Here is a 15,057-nt window from a genome sequence, read left to right on the forward strand (position 1 = left end):
TCCGTGCGCTCAAAGCAAAAGAACGCCCGGCATTCGAGCGTTCTGACGCTGCTTCATACAGATATTTCGGCGAGACGCAAGGCCTCGCGCAAAATTCTGTTTACTTGCCCTGGGCGGCGATCACCGTCCAGCGCTTGTCCTTGGAGATCGGCGCGCATTCCTCGATGGATACGGTATCGCCGATCTTGTACTGGTTGTTTTCGTCGTGGGCCTTGTACTTCTTGGAACGACGAACGGTCTTCTGGAGCAGCGGGTGAGCGAAACGACGCTCGACGCGAACCACTACCGTCTTCTCGTTCTTGTCGCCAACGACGACGCCCTGCAGGATGCGCTTCGGCATGTTTTTCTTCCTTTAGGCCTTAACTTCTGCCGCCTTCTGGCGGGCAATGGTTTTCACGCGGGCGATGTCCTTGCGGACTTCGTTGATGCGCGAGGACTTTTCGAGCTGGCCGGTCGCCTTCTGGAAGCGCAGGTTGAACTGCTCCTTCTTCAGCTTGGCAAGCTCGTCCTTGAGTTGGTCGGCGGTCAACGCGCGAACATCTGAGGCTTTCATGAGCTCAATCCTTACTCTGCAATGCGCTGAACGAAGCGCGTCTTGACCGAGAGCTTGGCAGAGCCGAGGCGAAGCGCCTCGCGGGCGATCTCTTCGCTGACGCCGTCGATCTCGAACATCATACGACCGGGCTTGACCTTGCATGCCCAGTACTCAACGGAGCCCTTACCTTTACCCATGCGGACTTCGGTCGGCTTTGCGGTTACCGGAACGTCCGGGAACACGCGGATCCAAACACGGCCGGCGCGCTTCATGTAACGCGTGATCGCGCGGCGGGCCGCTTCGATTTCACGTGCGTTAACGCGGTTCGGCTCCTGAGCCTTCAGGCCGAATTCGCCGAAGGCAAGGTCGGAACCGCCCTTGGCTACGCCCTTGATGCGGCCCTTGAACTGCTTGCGGTACTTAGTACGCTTTGGCTGCAACATTTTCTTACTTCTCCGAGCTTATCTTTCGCCAGCGCTAATTACGCGTTGTCGCGTTCGCGGCGACGATCGCCACGGTCGCGTTCGCGGCTTGCCGGACCCTGTGCGTCGCCTTCCAGCGCGCGACGTTCGGAAGCCATCGGATCGTGCTCAAGGATTTCGCCCTTGAAGATCCAGACCTTGATGCCGCAGATACCGAATGCGGTTTCGGCTTCAGCCGTACCGTAGTCGATGTCAGCACGCAGGGTGTGCAGCGGAACGCGGCCTTCGCGATACCATTCCGTACGAGCGATTTCCGCGCCGCCGAGACGGCCGGCGCAGGTGATCTTAATGCCTTCGGCGCCAAGACGCATCGCGGACTGAACGGCGCGCTTCATGGCGCGGCGGAAAGCCACGCGGCGCTCGAGCTGCTGGGCGATCGACTGAGCGACCAGCGTCGCATCGACTTCAGGCTTGCGCACTTCGACGATGTTGAGGTGCGTTTCCGAGTTGGTCATATCGGACAGCTTCTTGCGGAGCTTGTCGATGTCGGCGCCCTTACGGCCGATGATCAGGCCCGGACGAGCCGAGTGGATCGTAACGCGGCACTTCTTGTGCGGACGCTCGATGACCACCTTGGAGATGCCTGCCTGCTTCAGTTCGCTCATGACGAACTTGCGCATCTTCAGGTCTTCGTGCAGCAGCTGGCCATACTCGGCATTATCCGCGAACCAGCGGCTATCCCAGGTACGGTTGATGCCGAGACGGAAACCGATCGGATTGATTTTCTGACCCATTATGCGGCCTCCTCTGCTGCCTGCACTTCACGAACGACGATCGTCAGGTGCGCGAAGGGCTTTTCGATGCGCGACGCGCGACCGCGGCCACGAGCGTGAAAACGCTTCATGACGATCGACTTGCCGACATAGGCCTCGGCGACGACAAGAGCGTCGACGTCGAGATCGTGGTTGTTCTCGGCGTTAGCGATCGCGGATTCGAGCGTCTTCTTGACGGCGCCCGCGATGCGCTTGCGGGAGAACTCCAGCTCAGCGAGTGCACGCTCGACCTTCTTGCCGCGGATGGCCGCAGCAACCAGGTTGAGCTTCTGGGGGCTGACGCGGAGCGTGCGGGCGACTGCTTGCGCCTCGTTGTCCTTCAGCCGGCGTTCGGCTTTTGCCTTGCCCATTGTTACTTCCTCTTCGCCTTCTTGTCCGCGCCGTGACCGTAGTAGGTGCGGGTCGGAGAGAATTCACCGAATTTGTGGCCGACCATGTCTTCATTGACGCTGACCGGGATATGCTTGCTGCCGTTGTAGACGCCGAAGGTAAGACCGACGAACTGCGGCAGGATCGTGGAGCGACGGCTCCAGATCTTGATCACTTCTGCACGTCCGCCTTCACGAACCTTCTCAGCCTTCTTGAGAAGATAGCCGTCAACGAACGGACCTTTCCATACTGAACGAGCCATTGGAGACTTCCTCTCTTACTTCTTACGCTGATGACGCGAGCGCATGATCATCTTGTCGGTCGACTTGTTCGACCGGGTGCGCTTGCCCTTGGTCGGCTTGCCCCACGGAGTCACCGGATGGCGACCACCGGAGGTGCGGCCTTCACCACCGCCGTGCGGATGGTCGACCGGGTTCATGACGACACCGCGGTTATGCGGACGCTTGCCGCGCCAAACGGTACGACCGGCCTTGCCGTCGTTGATGTTGGCGTGGTCAGGGTTGGAGACCGCGCCGATCGAAGCGAGGCAGACGCCGCTGACGAGGCGCTGTTCACCGGAGTTCAGGCGAAGGATCGCCATGCCCTGGTCACGGCCGACGAGCTGCGCGTAGGAACCGGCGGAGCGGGCGATCTGACCGCCCTTGCCCGGCTTCATTTCCACGTTGTGGATGATGGAGCCTACCGGGATGTACTGCAGCGGCATGGTGTTGCCAGGCTTGACGTCGACAGCCTTTTCCGAAGCGATGACCTTGTCGCCGGCAGCCAAACGCTGCGGAGCGATGATGTAGGCCTGTTCGCCATCGGCGTAGCTGACGAGCGCGATGAAAGCCGTGCGGTTCGGGTCGTATTCGATACGCTCGACCGTGCCTTCGACATCGAACTTGCGACGCTTGAAGTCGACCAGACGGTAGCTGCGCTTATGACCGCCGCCGATGAAGCGGGCAGTGATGCGGCCGAGGTTGTTACGACCGCCGCTCTTGCTCAGACCTTCCGTCAGCGCCTTGACCGGCTTGCCCTTGTAGAGCGAGGAGCGGTCCACGATGACCAGCTGACGCTGGCTCGGGGTCGTCGGATTGAATGTTTTCAATGCCATTTTCTTATTCCTCAGAGACCGGTGGAGACGTCGATCGTCTGGCCTTCAGCCAGCGTCACGACAGCCTTCTTCACGTCCTTCTGCTTGCCGACGAAACCGCGGAACCGCTTGGTCTTGCCCTTGCGCAGCAGAGTGTTGACGGCCGTGACCTTGACGCCGAACAGCGCCTCGACCGCAGCCTTGATTTCCGGCTTCGTCGCCTGCTTGGCGACATTGAAAACAACCTGGTTGTTCTCGGATACCAGCGTGGACTTTTCGGTGATCGCCGGGGAGACGATCACATCATAGTGGCGGAGATCGGTCACTTGAATCGCTCCTCTAGCGCTTCAACCGCAGCCTTGGAAAGCACGAGCTTGCCGCGGCGCACGATGTCGTAAACATTGATGCCCTGGATCGGCAGAACATCGATATTCGGGATGTTCTGAGCTGCGAGCTTGAAGTTGCCGTCAAGCTCTGCGCCGCCGATGAAGAGGGCGTTGGTCAGGCCGAGCGTCTCGAAAGCAGACGCGAGAGCCTTGGTCTTGGCTTCGGCAGCAACCAGGTTGTCGATGACGATGACGTCATCGGCCTTGAGCTTGGCCGAAAGGGCGTGGCGAAGGCCAAGCGCGCGAACCTTCTTCGGAAGGTCGTGCTCGTGGCTGCGGACGACCGGGCCGTGAGCCTTGCCGCCGCCGCGGAACTGCGGAGCGCGAGCCGAATGGTGACGGGCGCGGCCCGTACCCTTCTGCTTGTACATCTTAGCGCCGGTGCGCGAAACTTCAGCGCGGCCCTTTGCCTTGTGCGTGCCCTGCTGCTTCTTGGCAAGCTGCCAGCGGATGACGCGGGCGAGGATGTCTTCGCGGGGCTCGAGGCCGAAAATTTCGTCCGAAAGGGAAACCTTCCCGGCGTCTTTTCCCTCGAGGGTCTTGACGTTCAATTCCATTGATCTGGCTCCCTTACTTCGCGGCCGACTTGACGGCGTCGCGCACGATGATCCAGGCACCCTTGGAACCGGGAACAGCACCCTTGATCAGGATCAGACCACGATCTTCGTCGGTCGAAACCACTTCCAGGTTCTGCGTCGTGACACGCGTCTGGCCCATGTGACCAGCCATCTTCTTGTTCTTGAAAACCTTGCCCGGGTCCTGGCGCGAGCCGGTCGAACCGTGCGAGCGGTGCGAAACCGACACACCGTGCGTGGCGCGCAGACCGCCGAAACCGTGGCGCTTCATGGCGCCGGCAAAACCCTTACCGATCGTCGTGCCCGTCACGTCGACGAGCTGACCGGCGGCAAAGTGACCTGCCTTGATCTCGGTGCCGATCTCGAGCAGATTGTCTTCCGAGACGCGGAATTCTGCGAGCTTGGCCTTCGGCTCAACGTTGGCGACAGCAAAGTTGCCGCGCATCGCCTTCGACGTGTTCTTCACCTTCGCCTGGCCTGCACCGAGCTGAACTGCGGTATAGCCATTCTTTTCGACAGTGCGCGTGGCAACGACCTGGCAGCCGTCCATACGCAGTACCGTTACCGGGACATGCTCGCCGGCGTCGTTGTAGACGCGGGTCATTCCCACCTTCTGTGCAATCACACCTGAACGCATCGGTTCAATCCTTCCAACTCAGCTCGAGCAAGCTCAGAGCTTGATCTCAACATCGACACCGGCGGCGAGATCGAGCTTCATCAGCGCGTCCACCGTCTGCGGGGTCGGGTCTACGATGTCGAGAAGGCGCTTATGCGTGCGCATCTCGAACTGTTCGCGGCTCTTCTTGTCGATGTGCGGGGACCGGTTGACCGTAAACTTCTCGATGCGGGTCGGAAGCGGAACGGGGCCCCGGACGCTTGCACCGGTGCGCTTCGCCGTCGACACGATCTCGCGCGTAGAAGCATCGAGAATCCGGTGATCGAACGCCTTCAGGCGAATGCGGATATTTTGGCCGTTCATTCGACGTTATCCTTGTGTTTGTTTCCCACATGTCTCTGGACAAGACACGGGTTGTTCTTTCTTCCTAAGGCGGACCACCGGTTTCAAAGATCGAGAGGGCGCCGAAACGGAACCCTATCCAGTCTTCAGGGCCTTCTAGCCCACCTTAATTGTTTGTTTAGTCACCGCTTCGTCATCCAAAGCAGTACGCAAATCGCGCTCGCGCGCCATTTGCTATATTTCTGTGTAATAAGCAAGCGGCTTCCGCCGCCTGCTTCATAATAATGTCATCGAATCGGCCACTCCGCCGGAGCGGCCGAAGGAATTACTCGACGATCGAAGCGACGATACCGGCGCCGACGGTGCGGCCGCCTTCGCGGATGGCGAAGCGCAGCTTTTCTTCCATCGCGATCGGAACGATCAGCTCGACGGCAACCGTGACGTTGTCGCCCGGCATGACCATCTCCGTGCCTTCCGGCAGCGTCACAATGCCCGTCACGTCGGTCGTGCGGAAGTAGAACTGCGGACGGTAGTTGGTGAAGAACGGCGTATGACGGCCGCCCTCTTCCTTCGTCAGGATGTACGCTTCAGCCATGAACTTCTTGTGCGGCTTGACCGAACCCGGCTTGCACAGGATCTGGCCACGCTCGACGCCGTCACGGTTCACACCGCGAACCAGTGCGCCGATGTTGTCGCCGGCCTGGCCCTGGTCGAGCAGCTTGCGGAACATTTCAACGCCGGTCACCGTCGTCTTCGAGGTCGGACGGATGCCGACGATCTCGACTTCTTCGCCGACCTTGACGATGCCACGCTCGACGCGGCCGGTCACCACGGTGCCGCGGCCCGAGATCGAGAACACATCTTCGATCGGCATCAGGAACGGCTGGTCAACCGGACGCTCAGGCGTCGGGATGTAGGCGTCGACAGCAGCCATCAGCTCACGGATCGCGTCTTCGCCGATCTTCTTGTCGGAATCTTCGAGAGCGGCCAGCGCCGAACCCTTGACGACCGGAATGTCGTCGCCCGGGAAGTCGTAGGACGACAGCAGTTCGCGAACTTCGAGCTCGACGAGTTCGAGAAGCTCGGCGTCGTCAACCTGGTCGACCTTGTTCAGGAACACGACGATCGCCGGAACACCGACCTGGCGGGCCAGCAGGATGTGCTCGCGCGTCTGCGGCATCGGGCCGTCGGCAGCCGAGCAAACCAGGATCGCGCCGTCCATCTGGGCAGCACCGGTGATCATGTTCTTCACGTAGTCGGCATGGCCGGGGCAGTCGACGTGCGCGTAGTGGCGGTTCGGCGTCTCGTACTCGACGTGCGCCGTCGAGATCGTGATGCCGCGCGCCTTCTCTTCCGGAGCCGCGTCGATCTGGTCGTACGCCTTGAACTCACCGAAGTACTTCGTGATCGCTGCCGTCAGAGACGTCTTGCCGTGGTCAACGTGGCCGATCGTGCCAATGTTGACGTGCGGCTTGTTGCGCTCAAACTTACTCTTTGCCATTTTCGGCTCTCCGTTTTGCTAGTCCCCGAGGGGAGCTAATTCTTGTTATCGGTCAATTGGTATTCCGGTCACTTCTGACCGGAATACTTTGCCTGGATTTCGGTTGCGACGTTCGACGGGACCGGCGAGTAGTGATCGAAGGTCATCGTGTACTGAGCACGGCCCTGCGACATGGAGCGCAGGTTATCGACGTACTTGAACATGTTGGCCAGCGGGACGTTGGCGTTGATGACAACGGCCACACCGCGGCTTTCCTGACCCTGGATCTGACCACGGCGGGAGTTGAGGTCGCCGATAACATCGCCGACATAATCTTCCGGGGTAACGACTTCGACCTTCATCATCGGCTCGAGGAGCTGAGCGCCAGCCTTCTTCGCAGCTTCACGGAAGCAAGCGCGGGAGGCGATTTCGAACGCCAGAACCGAGGAGTCAACGTCATGGAAGGCACCGTCGATGAGGGTCGCCTTGACGCCCAGCATCGGGAAGCCAGCCAGCGGGCCGGAAGACAGAACGCTCTCGATTCCCTTCTGAACGCCCGGGATGTATTCCTTCGGAACAGCACCACCGACGATCTTGGATTCGAACTTGAAGTCATCGCCTTCAGGGTTCGGTTCGAAGACGATCTTGACGCGCGCGAACTGGCCGGTACCGCCGGACTGCTTCTTGTGCGTGTAGTCTTCTTCGTGCTGGCGCGTGATGGTTTCGCGGTAAGCAACCTGCGGCGCGCCGACGTTTGCTTCAACCTTGAACTCGCGGCGCATGCGGTCGACGATGATGTCGAGGTGCAGTTCGCCCATGCCGGCAATGATCGTCTGACCGGATTCCTGGTCCGTCTTCACGCGGAAGGACGGATCTTCTGCTGCCAGGCGGTTGAGCGCGAGGCCCATCTTTTCCTGGTCGCCCTTGGACTTCGGCTCGATAGCGATCTGGATGACCGGCTCCGGGAACTCCATGCGCTCGAGGATAACCGGCTTCAGCGGGTCGCAGAGCGTATCGCCGGTGGTGGTTTCCTTGAGACCTGCGAGAGCAACGATGTCGCCTGCAAAGGCTTCTTCGATGTCTTCACGCGAGTTGGAGTGCATCTGCAGCATGCGGCCGACGCGCTCGCGCTTGTCCTTGACCGTGTTCAGAACCGAAGAGCCCTTTTCGAGCTTGCCGGAGTAGATACGTGCGAAGGTGAGCGAACCGACGAAGGGGTCGTTCATGATCTTGAACGCCAGCATCGAAAGCGGCTCGGCGTCGTCTGCGTGACGCTCGATGTCGGCTTCGGTCTTGAAGTCGATGCCCTTGATCGCCGGAATGTCGAGCGGCGACGGCAGGTAATCGACAACGGCGTCGAGCAACGGCTGAACGCCCTTGTTCTTGAAAGCGGTGCCGCAGAACATCGGATGGAACTTGACGTCGATCGTGCCGCGACGAACGAGTTCGCGGATCTTGTCGTTGTCGGGCATGTTGCCTTCGAGGTAGGCTTCCATCGCGGCTTCGTCGATCTCGACAACCGTCTCGATCAGCTTTTCGCGATATTCTTCCGCCTTGGCCTTCATGTCTTCCGGGATCTCGACGACGTCCCACTGGGCGCCGAGAGATTCGTCGCGCCAGATCAGAGCGTTCATCTCGACGAGGTCGATAACGCCCTTGAAATCGCTTTCAGCGCCGATCGGCAGCTGCATGACGACAGCGATCGCACCCAGACGGGTCTTGATCATCTCGACCGAACGGTAGAAGTCCGCACCGGTCTTGTCCATCTTGTTGCAGAAGATCATACGCGGAACGTTGTACTTCTCAGCCTGACGCCAGACGGTTTCCGTCTGCGGCTCTACGCCGGCGTTGGCATCGAGAAGAGCAATCGCACCGTCGAGAACGCGCAGCGAACGCTCGACTTCGATGGTGAAGTCGACGTGGCCGGGGGTGTCGATGATGTTGAAGCGGCGCATCTTGCCGTCACGGCCCTTCCAGAAGGTCGTGGTGGCAGCAGACGTGATCGTGATGCCACGCTCCTGCTCCTGCTCCATCCAGTCCATGGTGGCTGCACCGTCGTGGACTTCGCCGATCTTGTGCGACTTGCCGGTGTAGTAAAGGATACGCTCGGTGGTCGTGGTCTTGCCGGCGTCGATGTGCGCCATGATACCGAAATTGCGGTAGTCTTCGATCTTATATTCGCGAGCCATTGTGGACTGCCTTTCGATACCGTTCGGAATTACCAGCGATAGTGCGAGAACGCGCGGTTGGCATCAGCCATCTTGTGCGTGTCTTCGCGCTTCTTGACGGCAGAGCCGCGGTTGTTGGACGCATCGAGCAGTTCGCCGGACAGGCGGTCGATCATGGTGGTTTCATTGCGCTTGCGGGCAGCGGCAATCAGCCAGCGAATGGCGAGAGCCTGGCGGCGCTCCGGACGAACATCGACCGGAACCTGGTAGGTCGCACCACCGACACGGCGCGAGCGGACTTCAACGTGCGGGGCAATGTTGTCGAGCGCAGAATGGAAAACCGAAAGCGGCTCCTGCTTGGACTTACCCTGAACGGCGTCGAACGCACCATAGACGATGTTTTCAGCAACGGACTTCTTGCCATCGAGCATGATGGCATTCATGAACTTGGTGACCACGAGATCGCCGAACTTCGGATCCGGATTAATCTCGCGCTTTTCTGCTTTATGACGTCTGGACATACTTTTCGTCTCTTCAACCGTTAAGGCGCTTCATCACGCGGAGGACCTCGCGCAGCGCCGAATTATTCGAAACCCGAATTACTTCGGACGCTTCGCGCCGTACTTGGAGCGGCGCTGCTTGCGGTTCTTGACACCCTGGGTATCGAGAACGCCGCGGATGATGTGGTAGCGGACACCCGGAAGGTCCTTGACGCGGCCGCCGCGGATCATGACGACCGAGTGTTCCTGAAGGTTGTGACCTTCGCCGGGGATGTAACCAATGACTTCGAAGCCGTTGGTCAGGCGGATCTTTGCGACCTTACGCAGAGCCGAGTTCGGCTTCTTCGGCGTGGTCGTGTAGACGCGCGTGCAAACGCCGCGCTTCTGCGGGTTCTCCTGGAGAGCGGGAACCTTATTACGCTTTACGTTCGCCTGGCGAGGCTTGCGGATCAGCTGGTTTACGGTAGGCATTCAACCATCCCTTACGTTTATCTCAGTACCCTTGCGGGCTTGAACTCGCCGTCTCCGGCAATGACGCATGCTTTCCGCCCAATGCGCAAAATATGGCCCGATCCGCTTCCGCAGATGGACCACAAGGAGCAGAGGACGCATAAAATCATGCGTCATGCGTGCAGCATCATGACTTCAACGTGCGTTTAGAACCTTGTTTGAGGTGAACTTCAGAGCGCGTCGCTCCGAACAGCCAAGCCTCACATGGGATCTGATGGCCGGGGTACTACTGGTTTCCACCCCTCTCGTCAAGGCCGGTTAAGAAATAAACTTGGCCGCATCACCTTGATATGCGGGCAGAACGCCCTGTTTTCACTCTTCTAGACGCATTCAGGAGCGTGCGCCAAGATAAAACCTTGGGCCTTGCAGCAAAAGCGGTTAAGGAATCAGCAATTGCGGCGTTAGGTCCTCTCAGCGGATTCGACAAAGCGAATCTCAGAACCGAAGGACAGGCGATGATCACGACACCTGACAACGACAATAATTTCGACGGGCCGATGATCTTCATCATCATCGGCAAAGGCTATGAGTCCGATTCCAGCGACGGCATCGATCTGCACATCCTGCTGAAGGCGCCCGATGACGACACCGCCGTGCGCGAAGCTCTGAACGCTCTTGCCGAAGAAGGCTTCATCGAGGCCGATCTCGACCAGATCGGCATGCTGACCGAAATTCCGGCCGAAGAGCCGCACGCCTCGGCCTATCAGGGCGCCGTCGACGGCGAGGTCGCGATCATCCGGTTTAACTGAGGAGACGCTCGGCGAAACCCGCCGCAGGCAGGAAACGCCTCCCTCCCCCAGATCAATCAGAGAACAGCAGAAACGAAAACCGCCCGGATCGCTCCGGGCGGTTTTTCAATTCGCGGACCTCAGCTGCGGATTATTCCGCAGCCGGAGCGTTTTCGGCCATGTCCTGCAGCATCGGCGTGGCAACCGCTGCCCCGGTGCCCTTGCGGCGCTCTTCGAGGATCAGCTCGTCGCGCGAAGTGGCGATACGGCGGATCTGGGTCATGGTGCCGCCGGTGCCGGCCGGGATGAGGCGGCCGACGATGACGTTTTCCTTCAGACCCTGCAGGCCATCGGTCTTGCCGGCGATCGCGGCTTCCGTCAGCACCTTGGTCGTTTCCTGGAAGGACGCGGCCGAGATGAAGGACGGGGTCTGCAGCGACGCCTTGGTGATGCCGAGCAGAACCGGATCGCCATGGGCAGGCTTCTTGCCCTGTTCGATCAGGTGGTCGTTGACGTCCTCGAGCTCGATCCGGTCGACATTGTCGCCGACGATGTAGGTCGAGTCGCCAGCATCAGTGATTTCCACCTTCTGCAGCATCTGACGGACGATCACTTCGATGTGCTTGTCGTTGATGACGACGCCCTGCAGACGATAGACTTCCTGGATTTCGTTGACGAGGTAGGAAGCCAGAGCCTCCACGCCCTTGATCGCCAGGATGTCGTGCGGAGCCGGGTTACCGTCGAGGATGTAGTCACCCTTTTCGATATAGTCGCCGTCCTGAAGATGGAAGGGCTTGCCCTTCGGGATCAGGTATTCGACAGGCTCGACACCGTCTTCCGCTGGCTCGATGATGACGCGACGCTTGTTCTTGTAGTCGCGGCCGAGGCGGATCGTACCATCGATCTCTGCGATGATGGCGTGATCCTTCGGACGGCGTGCTTCGAACAGTTCGGCAACGCGCGGCAGACCGCCGGTGATGTCCTTGGTCTTGGCGCTTTCGAGCGGCGAACGCGCGAGAACGTCACCCTGGGAGACCTTCGTACCCGGCTCAACCGACAGAATGGCATCGACCGAGAGCAGGAAGCGGGCGTCACCGCCACGCGACAGCTTGGCGACATTGCCGCTGGCGTCCTTAATGACGATCGCCGGCTTGAGGTCCGAACCGCGCGGGGTCGAACGCCAGTCGATGACCTGACGCTTGGTGATGCCGGTCGATTCGTCGGTCGCTTCGAGAACGGAGAGACCGTCGACGAGGTCCTCGAACTGAACGGTACCGGCCACTTCCGTCATCATCGGACGGGTGTAAGGATCCCACTCCGCCAGACGCTGACCGCGCTTGACCTTGTCGCCTTCGTCGACATGCAGCTTCGAACCGTAGGCGACGCGCTGCGAGGAGCGCTCCACGCCACGCTCGTCCAGGATCTGGACGGTCATGTTGCGGCCCATGGCAACGAGGCTGCCTTCCGAGTTGCGCAGCAGGTTGCGGTTCTTGATCTGCACCGTACCTTCGTACGAAGCTTCCAGGAACGACTGGTCGACCACGGTTGCCGTACCGCCAAGGTGGAAGGTACGCATGGTGAGCTGGGTTCCCGGCTCGCCGATCGACTGAGCGGCGATGACGCCGACGGCTTCGCCCATGTTGACAGGCGTACCGCGCGCAAGGTCGCGACCGTAGCAGACCGAGCAGACGCCGGTCTGGATTTCGCAGGTCAGCGCCGAGCGGATGCGAATCGACTGGATACCGGCCTTCTCGATCTCGATGACATCAGGCTCGAGGATCATCTTGCCGGCATCGACGATACGCTCGCCGGTGACCGGATGATCGATGTCGTCGAGCGCCGTGCGGCCGAGGATGCGGGCGCCGAGCGAGGCGACGACCTGGCCGGCATCGACGATCGCCGTCATCGTCAGACCGGTTTCGGTTCCGCAATCGACATGCGTGACGATGCAATCCTGCGCGACGTCGACGAGACGGCGGGTCAGGTAACCGGAGTTGGCGGTCTTCAGAGCCGTATCTGCCAGGCCCTTACGGGCACCGTGCGTCGAGTTGAAGTACTCGTTGACGGTCAGACCTTCCTTGAAGTTCGAGATGATCGGCGTCTCGATGATTTCACCCGACGGCTTGGCCATGAGGCCGCGCATGCCGCCCAGCTGGCGCATCTGGTTCGGAGAACCGCGGGCGCCGGAATGGCTCATCATGTAGATCGAGTTCATCGGCTTCTGACGGCCGGTGTTCTCATCGAATTCGACCGCCTTAATGCGGGCCATCATCTCTTCGGCGACCTTTTCAGTCGCCTTGCCCCAGGCGTCGACAACCTTGTTGTACTTCTCGCCCTGAGTGATAAGGCCGTCATTGTACTGCTGCTCGTATTCCTTCACCAGGTTTTCGGTGTCGGCAACGATCTTCGCCTTGGTGGCCGGAATGACCATGTCGTCCTTGCCGAACGAAATGCCGGCGCGGCAGGCATGAGCGAAGCCGAGCTGCATGATGCGGTCGCAGAAGATGACCGTGTCCTTCTGGCCGCAATGGCGGTAGACCGTGTCGATCATCTTGGAGATGTTCTTCTTGGTCATTTCCTGGTTGCAGATATCGAAGGGCACCTTGCCGTTCTTCGGCAGGAGTTCGCCGATGAGCAGACGGCCAGGCGTCGTCTCATAGATCTTCGAGTAGGGCTTGCCGTCCTCGCCGATCGACTTGAAGCGGCCGCGGATCTTGGTGTGCAGCGTCACGACCTTGTTTTCAAGCGCGTGATGCAGCTCGCCGAGATCGGAGAAGGCCATGCCTTCACCCGGCTCGTTCTGGTTGAGGATCGACAGGTAATAGAGGCCGAGAACCATGTCCTGCGAGGGAACGATGATCGGCGCGCCGTTGGCCGGATGCAGGATGTTGTTGGTCGACATCATCAGCACGCGGGCTTCGAGCTGGGCTTCGAGCGACAGCGGCACGTGAACGGCCATCTGGTCACCGTCGAAGTCGGCGTTGAAGGCTGTGCAGACGAGCGGATGCAGCTGGATCGCCTTGCCTTCGACCAGGGTGGGTTCGAAGGCCTGGATGCCCAGGCGGTGCAGCGTCGGTGCGCGGTTCAGGAGAACCGGATGCTCGCGGATGACCTCGTCGAGGATATCCCAGACCTCAGGCTTTTCCTTTTCGACCAGCTTCTTGGCCTGCTTGACGGTCGAGGAATAACCCTTGGCGTCGAGGCGGGCGTAGATGAACGGCTTGAAGAGCTCGAGCGCCATCTTCTTCGGCAGGCCGCACTGGTGCAGCTTCAGTTCCGGACCGGTGACGATGACCGAACGGCCGGAATAGTCGACGCGCTTGCCGAGCAGGTTCTGGCGGAAGCGGCCCTGCTTGCCCTTCAACATATCGGACAGCGACTTCAGTGGACGCTTGTTGGCGCCGGTGATGACGCGGCCGCGGCGGCCGTTGTCGAACAGCGCATCGACAGATTCCTGCAGCATGCGCTTTTCGTTGCGGATGATGATGCCGGGAGCGCGCAGTTCGATGAGGCGCTTCAGACGGTTGTTACGGTTGATGACGCGGCGGTACAGATCGTTCAGATCCGAGGTCGCGAAACGGCCACCGTCGAGCGGAACCAGCGGGCGCAGATCCGGCGGGATGACCGGAACGACCTTCATGATCATCCATTCCGGACGGTTGCCTGATTCCATGAAGTTCTCGACGATCTTCAGGCGCTTCATCAGCTTCTTCTGCTTGAGATCCGACGTCGTATCGGCAAGCTCGGAGCGCAGATCGCCAGCGATCTTTTCGAGGTTCATCGATGCGAGCATCTCGTAGATGGCTTCTGCACCGATCATCGCCGTGAACTGGTCTTCACCATATTCGTCGACGGCGAGCATGTACTCTTCTTCCGAGAGGAGCTGATGCTCCTTGAGCGCGGTCAGGCCCGGCTCGGTGACGATGTAGTTTTCGAAGTAGAGAACGCGCTCGACATCCTTCAGCGTCATGTCGAGCAGCGTGGAGATACGGCTCGGCAGCGACTTCAGGAACCAGATATGAGCAACCGGCGCGGCGAGCTCGATATGGCCCATGCGCTCACGGCGAACGCGCGACAGCGTGACTTCGACGCCGCACTTTTCGCAGATGATGCCCTTGTACTTCATGCGCTTGTACTTGCCGCACAGGCATTCGTAGTCCTTTATCGGCCCGAAGATGCGCGCGCAGAACAGACCGTCGCGTTCAGGCTTGAACGTACGGTAGTTGATGGTTTCCGGCTTCTTGATCTCACCGTAGGACCAGGAGAGGATCTTCTCCGGAGACGCGATCGAAATCCGAATGGAATCGAAATTCTGTGCAGGCACCTGCGGATTGAAAAGATTCATGACCTCTTGGTTCATGCCTGTCTCCTTCATGGGCGAAAGCGCCCTTAGCTTGCGAGGTTGGCGGCAAATCCCGGGAGCCGCGCCATCGCATAAAACGACGATAACCGCAGAATGCGGCAAAAGCGTCCCTGCCCGGCCGACACGTTACGGGGCCT

17 protein-coding genes are annotated in these 15,057 nt (G+C 60.0%); 1 reads left to right on the top strand and 16 read right to left on the bottom strand.

Translation table 11 applies throughout. The features are described from left to right. Positions 1 to 100 precede the first annotated feature (100 nt). From rpsQ to rpsL, 15 genes are all read right to left on the bottom strand, one after another. Entirely contained in the window at positions 101 to 340 is a 240-nt protein-coding gene (gene rpsQ / locus ATY77_RS14300) for a 30S ribosomal protein S17 (RefSeq protein WP_004674926.1), read from the bottom strand. Positions 341 to 352: 12 nt separating this feature from the next. Next, positions 353 to 553, bottom strand: coding sequence for a 50S ribosomal protein L29 (rpmC, locus tag ATY77_RS14305; protein ID WP_004674925.1), 201 nt, complete (start codon positions 551 to 553; stop codon positions 353 to 355). An 11-nt stretch (positions 554 to 564) separates the two neighbouring features. After that, entirely contained in the window at positions 565 to 978 is a 414-nt protein-coding gene (gene rplP / locus ATY77_RS14310) for a 50S ribosomal protein L16 (RefSeq protein ID WP_003573792.1), read from the bottom strand. Positions 979 to 1,016: 38 nt separating this feature from the next. Beyond that, complete coding sequence (gene rpsC / locus ATY77_RS14315) at positions 1,017 to 1,751, bottom strand: 30S ribosomal protein S3 (protein ID WP_003573793.1); 735 nt, start codon at positions 1,749 to 1,751, stop codon at positions 1,017 to 1,019. Beyond that, a complete protein-coding gene (gene rplV, locus ATY77_RS14320; protein WP_004674922.1) occupies positions 1,751 to 2,140 on the bottom strand; it encodes a 50S ribosomal protein L22 in 390 nt (129 codons plus the stop codon). The genes rpsC and rplV overlap by 1 nt, the downstream gene beginning before the upstream one ends. A gap of 2 nt (positions 2,141 to 2,142) precedes the next feature. Beyond that, a complete protein-coding gene (rpsS, locus tag ATY77_RS14325; RefSeq protein WP_003573797.1) occupies positions 2,143 to 2,421 on the bottom strand; it encodes a 30S ribosomal protein S19 in 279 nt (92 codons plus the stop codon). 15 nt (positions 2,422 to 2,436) lie between these two features. Further along, complete coding sequence (gene rplB / locus ATY77_RS14330) at positions 2,437 to 3,273, bottom strand: 50S ribosomal protein L2 (RefSeq protein WP_088677322.1); 837 nt, start codon at positions 3,271 to 3,273, stop codon at positions 2,437 to 2,439. Between the two features lie 11 nt (positions 3,274 to 3,284). Next, on the bottom strand, positions 3,285 to 3,578 hold the full coding sequence (locus tag ATY77_RS14335) for a 50S ribosomal protein L23 (RefSeq protein ID WP_003547550.1): 294 nt from the start codon (positions 3,576 to 3,578) through the stop codon (positions 3,285 to 3,287). Next, complete coding sequence (rplD, locus tag ATY77_RS14340; RefSeq protein WP_088677321.1) at positions 3,575 to 4,195, bottom strand: 50S ribosomal protein L4; 621 nt, start codon at positions 4,193 to 4,195, stop codon at positions 3,575 to 3,577. The genes ATY77_RS14335 and rplD overlap by 4 nt, the downstream gene beginning before the upstream one ends. Before the next feature lie 13 nt (positions 4,196 to 4,208). After that, positions 4,209 to 4,850 carry a 50S ribosomal protein L3 gene (gene rplC, locus ATY77_RS14345; protein WP_016734008.1) on the bottom strand — a complete coding sequence of 214 codons (642 nt, stop codon included), beginning with the start codon at positions 4,848 to 4,850 and terminating at the stop codon, positions 4,209 to 4,211. 33 nt (positions 4,851 to 4,883) lie between these two features. Further along, positions 4,884 to 5,192 carry a 30S ribosomal protein S10 gene (gene rpsJ, locus ATY77_RS14350; RefSeq protein ID WP_003547547.1) on the bottom strand — a complete coding sequence of 103 codons (309 nt, stop codon included), beginning with the start codon at positions 5,190 to 5,192 and terminating at the stop codon, positions 4,884 to 4,886. 304 nt (positions 5,193 to 5,496) lie between these two features. Then, positions 5,497 to 6,672 (bottom strand): elongation factor Tu, encoded by a 1,176-nt coding sequence (gene tuf, locus ATY77_RS14355; RefSeq protein WP_088685483.1) that lies wholly within the window; start codon positions 6,670 to 6,672, stop codon positions 5,497 to 5,499. Between the two features lie 68 nt (positions 6,673 to 6,740). Further along, positions 6,741 to 8,840, bottom strand: a complete 2,100-nt coding sequence (gene fusA / locus ATY77_RS14360; RefSeq protein ID WP_088677320.1) for an elongation factor G — start codon at positions 8,838 to 8,840, stop codon at positions 6,741 to 6,743. A gap of 29 nt (positions 8,841 to 8,869) precedes the next feature. Beyond that, complete coding sequence (rpsG, locus tag ATY77_RS14365) at positions 8,870 to 9,340, bottom strand: 30S ribosomal protein S7 (RefSeq protein WP_004669085.1); 471 nt, start codon at positions 9,338 to 9,340, stop codon at positions 8,870 to 8,872. Between the two features lie 78 nt (positions 9,341 to 9,418). Beyond that, positions 9,419 to 9,790 (bottom strand): 30S ribosomal protein S12, encoded by a 372-nt coding sequence (gene rpsL, locus ATY77_RS14370; RefSeq protein WP_003547537.1) that lies wholly within the window; start codon positions 9,788 to 9,790, stop codon positions 9,419 to 9,421. A 494-nt stretch (positions 9,791 to 10,284) separates the two neighbouring features. On the opposite strand from rpsL, the gene ATY77_RS14375 reads away from it, so the two are divergent. Then, entirely contained in the window at positions 10,285 to 10,578 is a 294-nt protein-coding gene (locus ATY77_RS14375) for a transcriptional regulator (RefSeq protein ID WP_088677319.1), read from the top strand. Between the two features lie 130 nt (positions 10,579 to 10,708). Here the strand turns inward: ATY77_RS14375 and rpoC are convergent, their stop codons facing one another. Beyond that, positions 10,709 to 14,917: a DNA-directed RNA polymerase subunit beta' gene (gene rpoC, locus ATY77_RS14380; RefSeq protein WP_088677318.1), complete on the bottom strand. Its 4,209-nt coding sequence runs from the start codon at positions 14,915 to 14,917 to the stop codon at positions 10,709 to 10,711. Positions 14,918 to 15,057 lie beyond the last annotated feature (140 nt).

The organism is Rhizobium sp. R634 (assembly GCF_002211305.1).
Taxonomy (GTDB): domain Bacteria; phylum Pseudomonadota; class Alphaproteobacteria; order Rhizobiales; family Rhizobiaceae; genus Rhizobium.

Excerpts from the sequence above, each read along its gene's own strand:
- rpsQ (WP_004674926.1), bottom strand. The coding sequence starts at position 340 with ATGCCGAAGCGCATCCTGCAGGGCGTCGTCGTTGGCGACAAGAACGAG.
- rpmC (WP_004674925.1), bottom strand. The coding sequence starts at position 553 with ATGAAAGCCTCAGATGTTCGCGCGTTGACCGCCGACCAACTCAAGGAC.
- rplP (WP_003573792.1), bottom strand. The coding sequence starts at position 978 with ATGTTGCAGCCAAAGCGTACTAAGTACCGCAAGCAGTTCAAGGGCCGC.
- rpsC (WP_003573793.1), bottom strand. The coding sequence starts at position 1,751 with ATGGGTCAGAAAATCAATCCGATCGGTTTCCGTCTCGGCATCAACCGT.
- rplV (WP_004674922.1), bottom strand. The coding sequence starts at position 2,140 with ATGGGCAAGGCAAAAGCCGAACGCCGGCTGAAGGACAACGAGGCGCAA.
- rpsS (WP_003573797.1), bottom strand. The coding sequence starts at position 2,421 with ATGGCTCGTTCAGTATGGAAAGGTCCGTTCGTTGACGGCTATCTTCTC.
- rplB (WP_088677322.1), bottom strand. The coding sequence starts at position 3,273 with ATGGCATTGAAAACATTCAATCCGACGACCCCGAGCCAGCGTCAGCTG.
- rplD (WP_088677321.1), bottom strand. The coding sequence starts at position 4,195 with ATGGAATTGAACGTCAAGACCCTCGAGGGAAAAGACGCCGGGAAGGTT.
- rplC (WP_016734008.1), bottom strand. The coding sequence starts at position 4,850 with ATGCGTTCAGGTGTGATTGCACAGAAGGTGGGAATGACCCGCGTCTAC.
- rpsJ (WP_003547547.1), bottom strand. The coding sequence starts at position 5,192 with ATGAACGGCCAAAATATCCGCATTCGCCTGAAGGCGTTCGATCACCGG.
- tuf (WP_088685483.1), bottom strand. The coding sequence starts at position 6,672 with ATGGCAAAGAGTAAGTTTGAGCGCAACAAGCCGCACGTCAACATTGGC.
- fusA (WP_088677320.1), bottom strand. The coding sequence starts at position 8,840 with ATGGCTCGCGAATATAAGATCGAAGACTACCGCAATTTCGGTATCATG.
- rpsG (WP_004669085.1), bottom strand. The coding sequence starts at position 9,340 with ATGTCCAGACGTCATAAAGCAGAAAAGCGCGAGATTAATCCGGATCCG.
- rpsL (WP_003547537.1), bottom strand. The coding sequence starts at position 9,790 with ATGCCTACCGTAAACCAGCTGATCCGCAAGCCTCGCCAGGCGAACGTA.
- ATY77_RS14375 (WP_088677319.1), top strand. The coding sequence starts at position 10,285 with ATGATCACGACACCTGACAACGACAATAATTTCGACGGGCCGATGATC.
- rpoC (WP_088677318.1), bottom strand. The coding sequence starts at position 14,917 with ATGAACCAAGAGGTCATGAATCTTTTCAATCCGCAGGTGCCTGCACAG.